13 protein-coding genes are annotated in these 17,027 nt (G+C 38.0%); 1 reads left to right on the forward strand and 12 read right to left on the reverse strand.

Features of this window, described 5'->3' with window-relative positions:
• Positions 1-114 precede the first annotated feature (114 nt).
• The 8 genes from VJJ80_00835 to VJJ80_00870 form a co-directional block, all read right to left on the reverse strand.
• Positions 115-510 carry a hypothetical protein gene (locus VJJ80_00835; GenBank protein ID HLC38663.1) on the reverse strand — a complete coding sequence of 132 codons (396 nt, stop codon included), beginning with the start codon at positions 508-510 and terminating at the stop codon, positions 115-117.
• Positions 511-631: 121 nt separating this feature from the next.
• The gene (gyrA, locus tag VJJ80_00840) at positions 632-3,616 is read right to left on the reverse strand and encodes a DNA gyrase subunit A (protein HLC38664.1); all 2,985 of its coding nucleotides are present in this window, start codon (positions 3,614-3,616) and stop codon (positions 632-634) included.
• A gap of 8 nt (positions 3,617-3,624) precedes the next feature.
• Complete coding sequence (locus tag VJJ80_00845; GenBank protein ID HLC38665.1) at positions 3,625-3,837, reverse strand: hypothetical protein; 213 nt, start codon at positions 3,835-3,837, stop codon at positions 3,625-3,627.
• Between the two features lie 19 nt (positions 3,838-3,856).
• Complete coding sequence (gene gyrB, locus VJJ80_00850; GenBank protein HLC38666.1) at positions 3,857-5,770, reverse strand: DNA topoisomerase (ATP-hydrolyzing) subunit B; 1,914 nt, start codon at positions 5,768-5,770, stop codon at positions 3,857-3,859.
• A gap of 114 nt (positions 5,771-5,884) precedes the next feature.
• Entirely contained in the window at positions 5,885-7,828 is a 1,944-nt protein-coding gene (locus tag VJJ80_00855) for a DUF4012 domain-containing protein (protein ID HLC38667.1), read from the reverse strand.
• 10 nt (positions 7,829-7,838) lie between these two features.
• Positions 7,839-8,993, reverse strand: coding sequence for a glycosyltransferase (locus tag VJJ80_00860; GenBank protein ID HLC38668.1), 1,155 nt, complete (start codon positions 8,991-8,993; stop codon positions 7,839-7,841).
• Positions 8,994-9,033: 40 nt separating this feature from the next.
• Entirely contained in the window at positions 9,034-10,431 is a 1,398-nt protein-coding gene (locus tag VJJ80_00865) for a sugar transferase (protein HLC38669.1), read from the reverse strand.
• 160 nt (positions 10,432-10,591) lie between these two features.
• Positions 10,592-11,551 carry a hypothetical protein gene (locus VJJ80_00870; GenBank protein HLC38670.1) on the reverse strand — a complete coding sequence of 320 codons (960 nt, stop codon included), beginning with the start codon at positions 11,549-11,551 and terminating at the stop codon, positions 10,592-10,594.
• 122 nt (positions 11,552-11,673) lie between these two features.
• Between VJJ80_00870 and VJJ80_00875 the strand changes: the two genes are divergently transcribed.
• Complete coding sequence (locus tag VJJ80_00875) at positions 11,674-12,174, forward strand: hypothetical protein (GenBank protein HLC38671.1); 501 nt, start codon at positions 11,674-11,676, stop codon at positions 12,172-12,174.
• Positions 12,175-12,488: 314 nt separating this feature from the next.
• Here the strand turns inward: VJJ80_00875 and VJJ80_00880 are convergent, their stop codons facing one another.
• From VJJ80_00880 to VJJ80_00895, 4 genes are all read right to left on the reverse strand, one after another.
• Positions 12,489-13,727, reverse strand: a complete 1,239-nt coding sequence (locus VJJ80_00880; protein ID HLC38672.1) for a hypothetical protein — start codon at positions 13,725-13,727, stop codon at positions 12,489-12,491.
• Positions 13,728-13,998: 271 nt separating this feature from the next.
• Positions 13,999-14,682 (reverse strand): hypothetical protein, encoded by a 684-nt coding sequence (locus VJJ80_00885; GenBank protein ID HLC38673.1) that lies wholly within the window; start codon positions 14,680-14,682, stop codon positions 13,999-14,001.
• Between the two features lie 29 nt (positions 14,683-14,711).
• Positions 14,712-15,314: a sortase gene (locus VJJ80_00890; protein HLC38674.1), complete on the reverse strand. Its 603-nt coding sequence runs from the start codon at positions 15,312-15,314 to the stop codon at positions 14,712-14,714.
• Positions 15,304-16,935: a putative Ig domain-containing protein gene (locus tag VJJ80_00895; protein ID HLC38675.1), complete on the reverse strand. Its 1,632-nt coding sequence runs from the start codon at positions 16,933-16,935 to the stop codon at positions 15,304-15,306. The genes VJJ80_00890 and VJJ80_00895 overlap by 11 nt, the downstream gene beginning before the upstream one ends.
• Between the last annotated feature and the right edge of the window lie 92 nt (positions 16,936-17,027).

The raw sequence follows: 17,027 nt of genomic DNA on the forward strand, positions 1-17,027 counted from the left end.
TTTTTAAATTTTGATTTAGCTTTATTATATCACGAACGAAGCAATAAAAAAAGGCGTCACGCAAGATTGGTTTTGTGGGGGGGTAAATCTTGGCAACACCAAGGGATGAAAAAATTAATTATTGGAAGTGGGAGCAGGGCTTGGAACAGAAAGTGTTGAATTTGGAGTAATTGGTACTGACATTTCGGGCAATTTGGAAGTTGGATTAGCGTCAGTTCGAGGTTCTATTAATACTATCCATATTTCCTGAAATACAACAATATTCTTAATCCTATTATCAATAGAAATGGCTTTAAGATAATCTATAGGATTAAAATATGATAAATTACCGGCTCTTGTAGGTCTTAGAATAATAATTTCATTGGGAACAATAATTTCGTAGGGGTTTCTGCCTTGAAGTTCTGTATCTGTCGCGACCATATTATGAGGTGCATAAAATAATGCACTCAATATGGCAAATGCCGCTAAAACAATCATAACCATAATAGCTATATCTTTTGTTGCTGGCATCCATCTCGCCTCCCAGAACTGATGTTCTGAAAGCGAACAAAAATATTATATTAAAAAACATTAAAGATGTCAAGGTTTTTGACAATTATCGAATTGGTTGAAAATTAAATTGTTTATATATTTAGATCTTGCGTTTTTTCCAAAGCGTTGAGTCTTTACCCCAATAATTAGGTTCATCGCTTTGAACGACTTTGGGAGTTGGCGGGGTAATTTTTTTCTCCACAAAACCAGGAACAATGGTTTTTGGTTTTGGGGGTTTAACGGTTTTGGTTTTTAGGGCGGTTTTTTTCGGTTTTTTCGCTCGACTTAATTTTTGAGTCTTTCCGCCAGGGGCGGGTTGTCTCTTGGTCAACTTTTTAGGTTTAGCTTTTGTGGTTTTTTTCTGAACAATCTGCTTTTTGGTTGAAGTTTTACGAACTGGTTTTTTCTTTATTTTTGCCTGTTTTGGCTTTTTTGGGGCGGTTTTATTGACTGATTTTTTAAGTTTTCGAGCCGCAACCTGATTTGCAATTTCTTGGCGATCTTTGGCTCTTTCTTTATCCTCAATTTCATCCATCGGTTCTTTAATTAGAATTGTTACTGAAGCGACGCTATCTCTTAAATTTAATTTCATTAAGCGAACACCAGAGGTGGCGCGACCCAACCTTTTAACATTTTTAATTGGCGTTCGAATCACCTGACCTCTTTTAGAAAAGATAATTAAATCCGCTTTTTCATTTTCGGTAATTTTCGTTTGGATAATTGGTCCAGTTTTTTCGGTAATTCTGGCGGTTCTTAAACCAATGCCACCGCGAGATTGCAAAGGATAATTTTTAAGAGCGGTTTTTTTGCCATAACCTTTTTCTGTCACCACCAACAAATCCGAAGAAAAACTTTTCAATTTTACATCATGAGCCATGATAGCGGTATCAGCATCAATATTAACCCCTGATATTTTTGCCGGACTTAAAACATCCATACCCACGACAGCATCTTTTGGTTTTAAGCGAATGCCTCTCATACCACCCGCTGATCTGCCCATAGGTCTGATTAAACTTTCTTTAAATTTAATTGCTTGGCCATTTTTGGAAACAATGATGATTTGATCTTCGCCAGTGGTGGGTCTGACCCATTTTAGAAAATCGTCTTTGCGCAATTTGATCGCGTTTAAACCAGATTTTCTAATTTTTTGAAAATTTGCCAAAGGAGTTTTTTTGATTTGGCCTTTTTCTGTGACCATTAATAAATATTTGGCATGATTGCTTTTGGCAACATTAATAATACCGGTAATAAAATCATTGGGATTAATCTGTAAGAGATTAACAATCGCCTGACCTTTAGAACGGCGCGATCCCAAAGAGATTTCGTAGGCTTTTGAACTCAAAACGCGACCCGAACTGGTGAAAAATAAAATATCATCATGATTATTGGCAATTAATAAATGCTCGACTAAATCTTCTTCTTTGGTGGTCATACCGATAACACCTTTGCCGCCCCGATGTTGGCTGCGACAAACTGAAATCGGCATTCTTTTGATATAATTGCCGCGAGTCAAAGTAATCATCACTTTGCGGTTTGGAATTAAGTCTTCTTTTTCAAAAGATTCAATTCTTTGTCGATAAATGCGAGTTTTTCGCTCGGAAGGAAAATTCTTTTTGAGATTTTTTAACTCTTCTTTAATAATATCCAAAATCATTTGCGGATTTTCTAAAATCTCAGTTAATTTGGTGATTAATTTCTTGAGCTGATCAAATTCAAGTTCTATTTTAGTCCGCTCTAAATGCGCTAAGGTGGCTAATTTCATCTCCAAAATCGCGTTGGCTTGAATTTCGGTTAAAGCAAGTTTCTTTTCTAAACGAACTTTAGCTTCTTCGCGATTTTCCGAAGCTTTGATAGTTTTAATCACCTCATCGATTTGTTTTAAAGCAATTAACAAACCTTCTAAAATATGGAGACGGTTTTTAGCTTGGTTTAATTCATATTGGGTGCGTCTAAAAATTACTTTTTGGCGATGCTTTAAATATTCTTCTAATATATTTTTTAAGTTTAAAACGGTTGGTTTAATGCCGTCCACCAAAGCTAACATATTAATATGAAAAGCTTCCTGCATTTGGGTATATTGATAAAGTTGATTCAAAATTTTTTTAGGGTAAGCGTCTTTTTTGAGATCAATGACAACCCGGATACCGTCTTTGTCAGATTCATCGCGCACATCGGCAATGCCAACGATTTTTTTATTTTTGACCAAATCGGCAATTTGTGTGACCAAAACCGATTTGTTAACCTGATATGGGATTTCGGAAATAATAATTTTAAATGCGGATTTTTTGCCTTCAACGATTTCCGCTTTGGCGCGCATCACGATCCTGCCTTTGCCTTGCGCATAGGCATTTTTGATTTCATCTGAATCATAAATTTGTGCGGCGGTGGGAAAATCCGGACCCAAGACAAATTGGCACAAATCTTCAACCGTCGAATCTGGATGATCAATTAAACGAATGGTGGCATCACAAACTTCGCCTAAATTATGTGGCGGAATATTGGTCGCCATACCCACGGCAATGCCCATGGCGCCATTTACTAACAGATTTGGTAATTTGGCGGGTAAAAATTGGGGTTCTTTGCGGGTGCCGTCATAGTTGTCTTGATAATTAACGGTATCTTTGTCTAAATCGGTTAACATTTCTTCGGCGATTTTGGTCATTTTGGCTTCGGTATAACGCATCGCCGCCGGGTTATCACCATCAACAGAACCAAAGTTGCCCTGGCCATTTACCAAGGGATAACGCATCGCAAAAGTTTGTGCTAATCTCACCATAGAAGGATAAACAATCGCTTCACCATGAGGATGATAATTACCGGAAACATCACCACAAATTTTCGCTGATTTTCGGTGTTTGGCGGTGTGTTTTAAATTTAAATCATTCATAGTTACCAAAATTCGGCGATGCACCGGTTTTAAACCATCGCGAACGTCTGGAAGAGCTCGAGAAACAATGACTGACATAGCATAATCCAAATAAGAGGTTTCCATTTCCTCTTCGATGCGGCGGGGTAAAACCGTGCCTAAATCTGATTTTTCCTTTGTCGGCTCTAGGTTGTTGTTGGGATTTTTAATATCTGGCATGTTGAATCCTAATAATCTTTTTTAGCTTTTTTAATTTTTTTCCCAGCCATATCTAATCTGGGCTTACCGAGTTGTTTTCCCATAGCATTAGCCAAATACCACTTATTATGGGCTCGTTGAGTTTCTAAATAAGTATTTTCGACAGCAGTTTTGGCTTGGTTATTTTTGGACAATTTTGTGGATTTTAATCTTTTTGAATTTTCGGTTGGAAATTTTTTCATTAATTTACTCTTAAAATTATTAAATATCTAAATTTTGAACTTGTTTGGCACGCAACTGAATGAATCTTTTCCTTGGTTCAACTTCACTACCCATTAATTTTACAAAGACTTCATCAGCTTTTTCAGCATCATCAAGGGTAACCTTGAGTAATACTCGATTTTTCGGATTCATGGTGGTTTCCCAAAGCTGATCCGGGTTCATTTCACCTAAACCTTTATATCTTTGAATAGTAGCGGCTTTTTGGCCTTTTGGTATTTCGGCTAAGATTTTTTCTTTTTGCTCGTCCGAATAAACATATTCAATTTTGTTTTTAATTTGAATTCGATATAAAGGTGGTTGAGCAATATAAACCTTGCCAGCATCAATTAGAGGCTGGAAATGGCGATAAAACAATGTTAATAATAAGGTTCTAATATGAGAACCGTCAACATCAGCATCAGTCATAATAATAATCCGGTGATATCTTAATTTAGGTAAATTCAGTTCTTCAGAAATCCCCACACCTAAAGCGACAATTAAAGCCTTGATTTCATTATTTTGAAGCATGCGGTCCAACCTGGCTCGTTCAACATTTAAAATTTTTCCGCGTAAAGGCAAAATCGCTTGGAACTCGCGGTTTCGGCCTTGTTTGGCGGAACCGCCCGCCGAATCTCCCTCAACAATATAGAGTTCGGATCTTTCTGGATCACGGGATGAACAATCGGCTAATTTTCCCGGCAAAGTCATCCCCTCTAAAGCGCCTTTTCGAATCACAGTTTCACGGGCGGCTTTGGCGGCTTTTCGAGCTTGAGAGGCTAATAAACATTTTTCAATAATTGATTTGGCTTCTTGCGGATTTTCTTCCAAATAACAAGACAATTCGGTGGCGACAGTATTTTCGACCAAAGGTCTAATTTCGGCATTGCCTAATTTGGTTTTGGTTTGGCCTTCAAATTGAGGTTCAGGCAATTTTATGGAAATTAAAGCGGTTAAACCCTCGCGAACATCTTCACCAGAAAACGAATCATTTTCATTTTTCACAATCCCGTTTTTCCGCGCATAATCATTCATAATTCGAGTTAAAGCGGCTCGAAAACCTGATAAATGAGTGCCACCTTCTTGGTTATAAATATTATTGGCAAAGCTCAAACTATGATCGACAAATCCATCAGTATATTGAAAAGCGACTTCAACAATAACATTGTCTTTTTCTTTTTCAAAATAAATCACGGGTGAAACCGCATTTTTATTTTGATTCAAAAAATTAGTATAGGACTTAATGCCACCTTCAAAATAAAAATTATAACTTTTTTCCGGCGAGGTTCTGAAATCTTTAATGATTATTTCGGTCTTTTTCGTTAAATAAGCTTGTTGGCGAAGATGCTCGACAATCGTGTTCCAGTCGAATTCAAGGGTGGAAAAAATCTTCGTATCAGGTTCAAAAACAATCTTGGTGCCGTTTCGTTCAGACTGACCACAAACTTCAACCTTACCAACGGCTTGACCGTATTTATATTCCTGACCATAGATTTTGCCATCTCGATAAACTTCAGCCCTTAATTTTGAAGATAAAGCATTCACCACTGAGACGCCAACACCGTGCAAGCCACCAGAAACCTTATAAGCATTTTGGTCAAATTTACCACCAGCGTGCAAAGTGGTCAAAACCGTTTCTAAGGCGGATTTTTTGGTTTGGCGATGAATATCGATGGGAATGCCGCGACCATTATCGATCACTTCAACTCGGTTATCTGGCAAAAGCGTGACTTCAATTTTATTTGCAAAGCCACTAATCGCTTCATCAATGGAGTTATCAACGACTTCCCAAATCAAATGGTGCAAGCCTACAGCACCGGTGGAACCGATATACATAGCAGGTCTTTTTCGAACCGGGGCTAAACCATCTAAAACCACGATGCTACTGGCATTATAACTATTATTTTTTGGAGACATTATTATCCTTTATAGATTTTAATTGCAAATCACTTCTTAATTATAGCTGAAAATGGTTCCTTTTGCAAGCTGCCCAAAAATAAAAAAAGACGTTTCTCGGTAATTTTTCTGGCGTTATTTAATACGTAAATTAACCTGCCGATCAACCTTTAAAACATCTAAATATTTAAAATTATTTAAATTTTGAGTGATATAATCAGGGCTAAAATTTGAAACTGACAGATTGGCCGGTTTATTAATTTCAATTGCCAGTGGATCAGCGTCGCGGCCGGCTTGTTTTTGAACATAAATTTGATAATGGTCGCTTAAATTATTAATTTGAAATGGTAATTCCCAGCTTAAGGTTAATTTACTAGACTGCACGGCAAAAACAATAAAATCTTTAATGCCAAAAACAGTTTTATCCAGTTCGGAAAAAGTGAAAATTTGCGAAGCGGGAACATCAATTTCGCCCATTTTAGCCGAAAGTAATTCTGAACCCGACGGTACAAATACTTCTACAAAACTACAATCCTTATCAGCCAACAAGCCTGATAATTTTGTGGCGTCATGGGTAATGGTAAGGGTATTTTTGACCTGGCCTGAATTATTAATATTCACGGATAAATTTAAACTTTGCCCCATTTTATAACTCGATTTAGTGCCGCAGGTGTTGGCATTTGTGACCATTAAATAATCCGGAGAGGAAGATTTTAAAGCCCCGCTCCAACCAAAATTGCCAATTACTTCTTCGACTTTTTGATCTTTGGCATAGAGGAGAAAATGTTTTTCATCTAAATTTTGAAGAAGACTTTTGATAATTTTTACTTTTTGGTCTTTGGAGCTGTTTTCAATTTTTTGCAGGAAAAGTGGGGTAAAATCTTGGAGGATTTTTTTGGGATCGTAAATACCTTCACCGCGCTTAAAGGCGTTATCGACTTCAACTTTATACATTAAGGTGTCGCGAAAGTTCGCTTTGTTTAGGGTGGCGTTATAATCTGGCATTTCGATATCGCCGATAATTCCCATAATATCTTCAAAAATCTTGGGATCTAAGGCAATCACGCCACTTGGGGCAGGTTCACCATAAAGCTGATAAAGCCTCATCATTTCCTTGGCAGTGGTGGGAAAATCTGCTTTCCAATTACCTTCGTAAAAATATAATCGGTCGCTTAAATACTTTAGAGGAATTTCTGGTTTCAACATCGGCTCTTTATCGTTTAAATGCTCCTTGCGGAGATTGTAGACATCATCAACTTTCATTTTGGATACTTTGCCGCCGGTTAAAGTGATTTCGCCATAATTGCCAATGAATCCACCGGCCGGCCTAGCTTCGGCAGGATTTTGAAAGAGAATTAAATAACTTTTTGAGCCTGATTGACCAACAATGCTCGGCATTACTGTAATGACACTTTGTAATTTGGCGAGGACAGTTGAAGCTTGTGCTAATTCTAAACGAATTGTTTTGGCATTTTGTATTGGTAAATTTTGAAGATTTTTTTCCGCCGCCAACGCGACTTTTTGGGTTTGGGTAATGTCTTTTTCAATTTGTGAAATAAGGGTGAGCAGATTTTGATTTTGATTAAAATTGGACAATGACTCTAAGTGTGCTAAATCTTTTTTTAGCCAATAACAAAGCTCAATAGCATTATTTAAAGCGGAATCCGCGAGGATAATTTGATTTTCGGAATTTTGAAAATTAGTCAAATAATTGGAGTTTTGTCCAGATTTTGCCAACAAAAGTTGCGCTTGATTGAAATTGGTTTCAGATTGAGTTAATTCCAGTTGCGCCAAGGCTAAATCATTTTGTACAATAGCTTGTTTGGCTAATTCGAAATGATTCGCCGCTTCACTACTAAATCCTAGAATTTGGGTTTTAATTTTTGGGGTCTTAAAATAAAAATTAAACCCAGATATGATGAGGGCTAAAAGAAAAACTACCAAAAATGAGTCTGCAAAAAATCTTTTGGCGGAAAAAGTCGCCGTTTTAGTTTGGGCGATGGCGACTGCAGGAATAATTTGGGAACGGCGAGCTCTATAAATGCCGTCAACGAGTTTGGGATGTTGCTGCCCCTCCATAAAACCTCTTTTATTTATTATTTTTTGAATTTTTTAACCACCGGCTATATTCACGCACCATCATTTGTAGAAATTTTATTTGAAATGATTGAATGGAAAATTTTTTCGCATGGCTTCTTAAACTTCGAGCCAAGTATTTTTTACGGTTAAATTTGGTTATTGCCAGGTTGAGTGAAGCTGGGTTTGGTTGGTGGAAAAAGGTACCAGTTTTACCTTCAATAACGGTTTCTAGGGCGCCACCTTTAGCAAAAGCAATTGTCGGCGTGCCGCAAGCGGCCGCTTCCAAAGGCACTAAACCGAAATCTTCTTCTTGTGGAAAAATGACCGCCTTAGCAGCGCTATATAAATCTCTCAATTTCGTATCTGAAACTTCGCCTAAAAATTCAATATTACTTGAAGCCGAGGCTTTAAGAGAATCGAACATTGAGCCTGTACCAACTACTTTTAAAGGTAAACCATTTTTAACAAAGGCTAAAACTGCTAAATCAGGCTTTTTATGTGGCTCTAGCCTAGAAATATACAAAAAGAAATCAGAAGTCTGACCAGTTGGCCTAAAAAAGTCCCAATCAATCGGCGGATAAATTATCTGACTATTTCTATTATAATACTTTTTCACCCTTTTTTGCACGTTTTTGCAAATAGACACAAAAATATCAGGTCTTTTCGCGGCCTCAAAATCCCATTTTTTCAAACGATTAATAAAGTAGGGGATAATTTTCTTAAAAGGCCCGAAAAATTGAGTTCGCTTGATGTGTTCTGTTGGATTTAACCATAAATATCTGGTTGGCGTATAACAATAATTAATATGAAAAGTCTTATTACCGGTAATGACACCTTTGCTAAAACTATGATTATCAGAAATCACCAGATTATACTTTGAAAAATCCAAAGATTCAACGGCTTTCGCCATCCAAGGCAAATATAACTGATATTTGGAAACACCGCCTAAAAAATGCTGCAAAAATGAGCTCTTAATTTGATGAGGTTTTTTGAGAATTTTTCTAACTTGATCGGGATCATAGACAATCGTAAAAATATCGGCTTTAGGAAATAAATCAGTTAACACTTTTAAAACCCGCTCTCCCCCGCCAATTTTCACTAAATATTCATGCATGAGGGCAATTTTCAGTTTTTTAATATCTAATTTTTTATTTATATTTTGCATTTTATATCTTTTATCTTTTATTTTTTATCTTTAATTTTATTTAGTAAGCGCCGACTTTAGTCACGACCATAATCATGGTTCGCAATAGTATTTGAAAGTCTAATTTTAAAGACCAATTTTCAATATAATATTTATCTAATTTGACCCAATCGGAAAAGGATAAATTTGATCGACCCGATACTTGCCATAAACCAGTCATACCAGGTTTAACGCCAAGACGTTTCTTTTGCCAATGATTGTATTTGGCAACTTCTTCGGGCATCGGCGGTCTGGGTCCAACTAAACTCATATCACCGATAAGAACATTAAAAAGCTGGGGCAATTCATCAAGGCTGGATTTTCTCAGCCATTTTCCAAATCGTGTTACCCTAGGATCATTTTTTAGTTTGAACATAATCCCGTATTTTCTCATATATTTTAAGTGTTCTTTTTCAGCGCCTGGTTTCATGCTGCGGAATTTCAAAAAAATAAAATTCCGATCTAAACCGACTCTTTTTTGGCGAAAAAAGATTGGACCTGCCGAATCAATCTTAATAATAATCGGAATAACGATAAAAAACGGCGAAAGAATAATTAAGGCCAGAATAGCACCCACGATATCGATAATTCTTTTGACAATTCTGCCCCAACCATCAAGTGGAGTCCGTTTTAATTCTAAAATCGGCAAACTTTGCCAAATTTCAATATCAATATTGCGCGTTCCCAATTCAAAAATCGAGGGCGAATATTTAAAAATTAAACGGCAATCATGACAATATTCTAAAATTCGATTTGTTTTCTTTTCCGATAAATCCGGATCAGCTAAAATAATTTCTTTAATCCGATATTCTTTGACAATCCGGTCAAGCTCTTTTAATTTGCCTAAAACCGGTATATGAACAAAATGTTTATCTGGGGTCAAATTCGTACTAATTATGCCAACAACCCGATAGCCTAAATATTTGTCCGAAAACTCTCGGATGATTTTTCTGGCAATCCGGGTGGTGCCAATAATTAAAACCAGTCTTTGGCCATGGCCTCGATAATACATAATTTTCAAAATTATCCGCGCCAATAATCTGCCCGAAGTAACCAAAACAATTGCTAAGATCCAGGCGAATAAAACAATTAATCTGGAAAAGAAAAAGACGCGGCTAAAAAAGAAGATGCCAAAAAGAACCGCGATCCCGGCTGAAACTGCCATGACAATCGCCACTAATTCATCTAAAAAGGGCTGTTTTTTGAAGCTATATAAACGGTTTAAGCTAAAAAGAACCAACCAAACTGGAATAATAACAATTAGCCAACGCAAATATTCGGTTTGAGACATCACTGAAGTGAACGGCACCCAGCCGGTGAAACGCACCAAAAAAGCCAGCCAAAAAGCCAAAAAAATCATGGCGGCATCAAGCGGCAAAAGCAAAAAATTAAAAATTAATTCAAACTTATTCCGATTCATTTTCCTCGTTTAAGCTTGATTATAGCAAAAAATTAATACTTTGACAAGACTAAAATTAAAATTGATTTAAACATATAATAAGACGATAAAAAAACGGCCTAAGCTTTGGGATGATTTGGGAAAAATCATTCTGGGCCGAGACCGCGAAATTGCACAAGAGTTAATAGTCAGTTTTTGGATATTTTAATTCTTGAATGGGTTTTTCAAGGGCGACGGCAATTCTAAGTAAGGCACACTCTAATTCCTCAAAAGGTATGGCAGCGGAATATTGGTCATAATAAACCTCATTCCTTAGTCCTAAAACAACTGAATAACCAATTTCTGTGGGGTGATAAGCTAATTGTTCGGCTGATCCGACCAGAATTAGAGCTCGGCAAATTGTTTTATTTTGCCACTCACCGCTTTGACGAACTCGTTCCTCTTCTTGCCAGAATGGCAATTCCATTCTTGACTCTTCAGAATCCCTAAAGGGATCATATTTCGGATCATTAAGGTGCTCGTCTAAAACCTGCAAAACAATTTGGCTGTGGATGGCGGCTTCAACCATCTTTCGAGAAATTGTTAAAGCTGGGTCCTGGCGATAGTTCCAAGTTTTATAATTGGCCCAAAAAGTAAAAATCATTTCAACGGATTGGCGAAAAATATCAGGCATCCAAAATTGATAGCGACCAGTCTGCGGATCAATCGTGTGCAGGCAAGATCCAGCACATTTATGATCGCCATAATCAGCTAGGTCTAAAACTGCCCGGATGGCATGATTGCCAATTCCTTGGCTTCTAATTAACCCTTGTTCCCTCGTGCTTAAAGCGACTTCCATGGCAAGATTAAGGACTTGAAGATGTTCAAGCATTCGATCTTGTTGGCCCTGGCCAGTTAAACAAGTAAGGTTATGAGAATATTTTCCTGGCACCTGAGCAACTTTGGGTAGGACATCAAGCAAACTGCAGGCAAATTCTAATTGTTTTGGTCCCTCGAGATTTTGCCGCCAAAGCTCAGACCATTGCTTAAAATCTTTAACTTCATGCCACTCATCTGGTTTTGGAAGCGCCACGATGATCACCTTCCAGTTTGGAGTATGCTGAGTTGCCGCGGGGGTAGAATTACTATATAAATTGTACATTATCTAATGAGTTTAGTCAACAAAGACAAAATTAATTTTCTAAAACTTGACAAAATGGGATTATTCAGGATATAATTAGGATAATCTTGGAACCGGAAATGATCGGAGGGGAGGAAAATCTGGTGGGAGTAAAAGAACCGCCACTCTATCATCTGGCTCGAAGTATTATTGAAGATTTGGATTTATCCTTGAGCAACGAAGAAATAGTGAACCGATGCAATTTGACTTCAACATCACCCCATGGTTGGCAGGCGATTGTCAGACCGGGCTGGTTTGAGTGTTTCGCGGCGATTCTTCGCGAATGTTTATCCCCTGAAAAAGAACCACGAGAGGAATTAAAAGAACAACAACAAAGATGTACATTATTTGCAAATCAACTGCTATATGCTGGCAAGCCGGAAAATGCCATGGAGCCGGTAGAGACAGAATTTAAAGATTCCGGAAACAGCACCACGTCAATCGTGATTGGACTACTTACAAGAATTTATTTTCATCAAACCGCCAGTCTGGTCGGGATTGAAATTTTGCCCGAAGAACAAAGCGAATCATCCGATGGTTCCGATCATGACGATTCCGCTGACGTTAAAATCAACCAAAGACCTAATTTGTCATTAGTTGAATAATGAACCCAGCCTTGCTTGCAGGTCCAAAACCCAAATCTTGCGCAAGGCTTTTTTTATTGTCTCGATGACAATAATCCCGCACTCCATACGTTAAGATGGAAAAATTGCGCATTGCCCCACCTTGCTCTTTGATAACTTTTCGCATCAGCCAGATTTGCAAAATCCATACCGACATGTCCCGGAATCAGTGGCCAATCCTTTTCGCAATTACTTCACTGGCTGTTTCCAATCACCTCCAAGACAGACTTTTTACCGCTACTATCAGTATTATTTAAAATTATATCATAATTCCAGATTAAATCAAAAACATTTTTTCAATGTCTGATTTCGTATCTGGGTTTGCCAAAAGCGATGCGGTCTGGGGCGGTTTTTAGAACCTGATGCATCGCGGCAGGATAAATAGTTTCGGCGCCAAATTTATCATTTAATTTATCCAAAGCTTCGGCTGATTTTTTGATTTTTTCCATTTGCGGAAAAATAGCAATTTGGTGATTTTTTAAATCCGGTTTGAGCCAAAAAGCCGATACTGACACCCAAATTGGCTGACCATGCCACAAACAATCTGCCAAAAGGCTGAAGATATTTTTAGTAAAACTCAAATTATCAGAAAAGGTAGGCACGCGGCGGCTTTTGGCAAATGAGGTGCGGTTTGTAAATCTGACCGCCACGCTCACGCCAGAAGCGGAAAAACCCTTTTGTCTTAATCTCGAGCTTGACTTAAAAATTAATTTTTTAATCACAGCCTCCGCTGATGTACGATTTCTAAACTCAGGCGCTAAAACATGGGAATGGCCAATATTTTGGGTCTGGCTCGCATAATCGTCAACCTCAAAACCGCGCAAACGCAAATACCATAATTTCCCCCAATGTTTTAAAATTTTTTCTAATTGATGAGAGCTTTTTTGAAAAAATTGCTCAGGCGTCTTGATCTGAAAAAAATTTAATCTTTTGGCAAGTTGGCAATTTATACCAGTCAGATCAGTCAATTTAGAAAATTCAACATAAAAATTATTTAATTTGGCAAGTTCCACCACGGCTAAACCGTCGGGCTTGTTTTCTTCGGAGATCATTTTCGCCAAAAAACGGTTTGGCCCAATCCCCACCGAACAAGTCAAGAAATCGCCGACTTGGCTTTTGAGATTGGTTTTGATTTTTCGGCCAATTTCAGTAGCTTTTTGAAAATTTTGTTCAGAAGGCGAGAGCGGCAAAATAAATTCATCCACACTTAAGGGCTGATAAAAAGGGGTAATATTTTCCAGGGCTTTTTTAATTTCTTGATGATAAATCATATACAAAGCTGGTCGAGCCTCGACAATTTTAATTTTGGGGTAAATTCTTTTCGCCTCGCCAACACCCATGCCAGTTTTCACGCCGACAGTTTTAGCTTCTTTGGAGGCGGCAATCACGCAACCGGTGGCGCCGGTGTAAGGCGCAATACCAATTGCCTGGCCTCGAAGAGGCGGCTGCACTTGCTGCTCAATAGAAGCGAAAAAAGAATCCATATCCAAAAACAAAACTTGAAAATCGCAAGGTTTTTGATTCAATGAGAACATTTAAAAAATCCTTTGCCCCTTTATTTTCACAAATTTCTAGCCAAGCCATCATATTCTAATTATACAAAAGGTTATACAAAGGTCAATAATCAAACTTGTGGATAACTAAATAAATTGTGGGGTTCGTTTTTAAACTTCAACCAACTGACGATTGTGTTTAGTGAGTACTAAATATTTTACCAGTTGATTTTGGGGGATACAGCTTAAATTATAAGTAATACCGCCGCACATTTTGCGCCTTAGTTTATTTTCTTTTAAATTACCTTAGTTTCTATTTAAATTCAAGGCTGCGAATTAATTGCTGGAAAAGTTCGCCATAATCTGAGTCCAAAGAAGCTGAACCTGAGGCTGGGAAAAACATAGTCGCCAAAAAATTAGTGCCGTTATGGGTAAAAGGAGCGCGGATTACATTAGTATTTCTGGGATTATCAGTGGTGGCAGGTTGATTATAGAAAGAATATTTGACGGTTTGGCAAATAATTTGCATATCTGTTTCAGATTCGAGATTTAAACCTTTGGTAGTAAAACCGCTCACTTTATCACCAGCCACAATAATAATATTTGAAACCTTCGCAATATCCTCTTCGCCACTCACAACACTGACTTCTGTCCATTTGTTCACGCCAGTATCAGCAATCGACCAATCATCAGGATATTTAAAAGAATGATTATATTCAGTATTAGTAAATGTTTTCCAGCCTGGCATTTGCGCCTTATCGGTCGAGGTTAGCGAATCTGCACAGGGTGTATTTTGAGCAGTAGCGGTAGTGGCTGAATTAGTGGTGGTAGCGCTGTCGGATTTTTTCTCGCCAGAACCAATCTCAGAGACTAAGGCCGGGGTATTTTTACTTTCCTTGATAATCGTCCAGGAATAATATCCTAAAACTCCTAACGCTAAAACTGCGATTATTAGCATCACAATTTTCACGGTTTGCACTTTGTTAAATGAACCCATAACCCCCCTTTTTAAATTCAATTTGGTTTTTATTTTATTTTGGCAATAATTACTAATCTTTTTTCCAAGGAACCTATCGGCCAGCAAGTCATTAAAGTTAATCTTTTCTCAAAAGTTTGCCCTAAAACTGAAAAATCATCAGGTTGAACAATTTTTTTCCCAATAACTTTGTATTCGTATTCTCGACTTTTATAAACCACTTTTATGGTATCATCATCTTGCAGATCGTTTAAGTTAATAAAAATCTGGCGGTAATGGCCCCCAAAATCACTTGATGAATGCCCAAAGATAAAAATATTTCCAACCTTTCCCGGATAGGGTGTACCTGAATAATGGACAACGCCTTTTTTGAGCAATTTCTGATATAAATCTGGCTGGTTACTATCAGCTTCACCCGCAACTGGCACCCTGACATTGATTTTATCAATTTGAAGGCCAAATTTTTGGAAAGCGACTTCATCAATTTGAAGACTTGACTCGGCATTTTTTTCAGCATTAACTTTATTTGTTTTTTGAAATGGATTTTTAGGGTGCAATTTATAAAATATAGAATAGCCGATAATAAAATTAATTACCAAATAAACTAAAATCCCAGATGAAATTAGGAAAATCTGCTTTTTTTTATTGTTCATAAATTCTTTTATATTTCCGTCGAATTAGCGATGCCATCATTAAAACCAAAGGAATAGATAATAGAATCGGGATAATAGGCTTATTGGAAGTGATTTTCCCAGTGGCTGGTAGGGTGGCTGCATCAATGTGCAGGCTCAATTGCCGATATACAAGTTGCTGTGGAGAGCCCGAATCTAAAACAACAACATAAAAAGTATAATCACCGGCCACAGTTGGCGTCCCGTTAATTCGGCCTGAACTACTATCTAAAGATAAACCGGCCGGTAAGATGCCAAAATAATCCTCACATTCTTCATCCCCGGGATTATATAAATTAAGATCTTTAAGCCCTTCTTTGAAAAGATCGGCTTCTTGTGGTTGCAAATCACCGTAATCAATTTGGCAAAAATATGAAGCGACATACCAGCTTAGCGGATTTGTGCCGGAATTTGACTCTAAGCTCGTCGAATAACTTGAACCTTGGGTTCCGTTTGGCAATTGAGTGGTGGTGATACTCAATAAATCTACTGGGCTTGACCGCCAAACCTCGGTGCCAGTACCGGCGTTAGAAAAAGCCACATAAAGCCTTTCATTAAAAGTGACGGCAAATAAAGCATAATTTGCCGCACTGCCAAAACCATCGGTTTTTTCTTTTGTCCAAGTGGTACCATTAGTGCTGCGATACAATTGGGCACCAGTCACCCCATTTCTGGTTCCGAGCCAAAATACTCCATTCACCACCGCCCCCTCATAACCTACCCAAATGTTGTTATCAGAACCAAAACCATCTGTATTAGCTTGAGTCCAAGCAGTGCCATTGGCTGATCGCCATAATTCCGTGCCGGTCGCAGAGTTTATTGTGCCGGCGTATAAATAACCATTGAATGATTGTAATAAATTGGTTGAAGAATTGGCAGCTGAACCAAAGCCGTTGGTATTTACTTGCGTCCAACTTTCTCCATCTAAGCTTCGATATATTTTCGTCCCAGTCGCATTGGTGACTCCAGCATACAGATAACCGCCAAAAATACTCAAAGAACGAGTTGATGTATTAGCGGCAACGCCAAAACCATCAGTGTTGGTTTGGTCCCAGCTTGTGCCGTTTGTGGTTCGCCAAATTTCCGTACCTGTGGTGATATTTTCAGTTGCCACATATAAATATCCACCAAATGAGGCAACAGCTCTGGAACCTAAATTATTAGCATCGCCAAGTCCATCGGTGCCTGATTGTGACCAAGTCCCGGTGGCACCAGTGGCCGAACGCCAAACTTCTAAAACTCCGGCGCCGCTGGTGATGGTGGTGGCATAAAGATAACCTCCATGACCCACAAAAGCATGAATTTCATCATTATCAGCATTACTAAAACCGCCAGAGACAACTTGACTCCAAACCGTACCATTGGCTGATCGCCAAATTTGAGCACCAGCGGCAGTATTTGATACCCCGGCAAAAACATAGCCGCCATAAACATAAAGACGAATATCACCCCAGTTAGCGGCATTACCAAAACCATCGTCATTAACTTGGCTCCAAGTATATAAATCAGCGGCTTTGGTGGTGGTGGGCAAAAACGAAAAAATAATAAAGAAACATATTAATAAATAAAAAACAATTCTTGGGCCGAATTTCGTTTTTCTCATTTATCCCCCCTTTTTTTTGGTGATAAATTAAATAAATTTAGAACAACATATTCCTATATATATTATAGAAAACCCTTTCCAAATGTCAAGCT

This window comes from Patescibacteria group bacterium, from assembly GCA_035288465.1.
In the GTDB taxonomy this organism is placed as follows: Bacteria; Patescibacteriota; UBA1384; order DATEAH01; family DATEAH01; genus DATEAH01.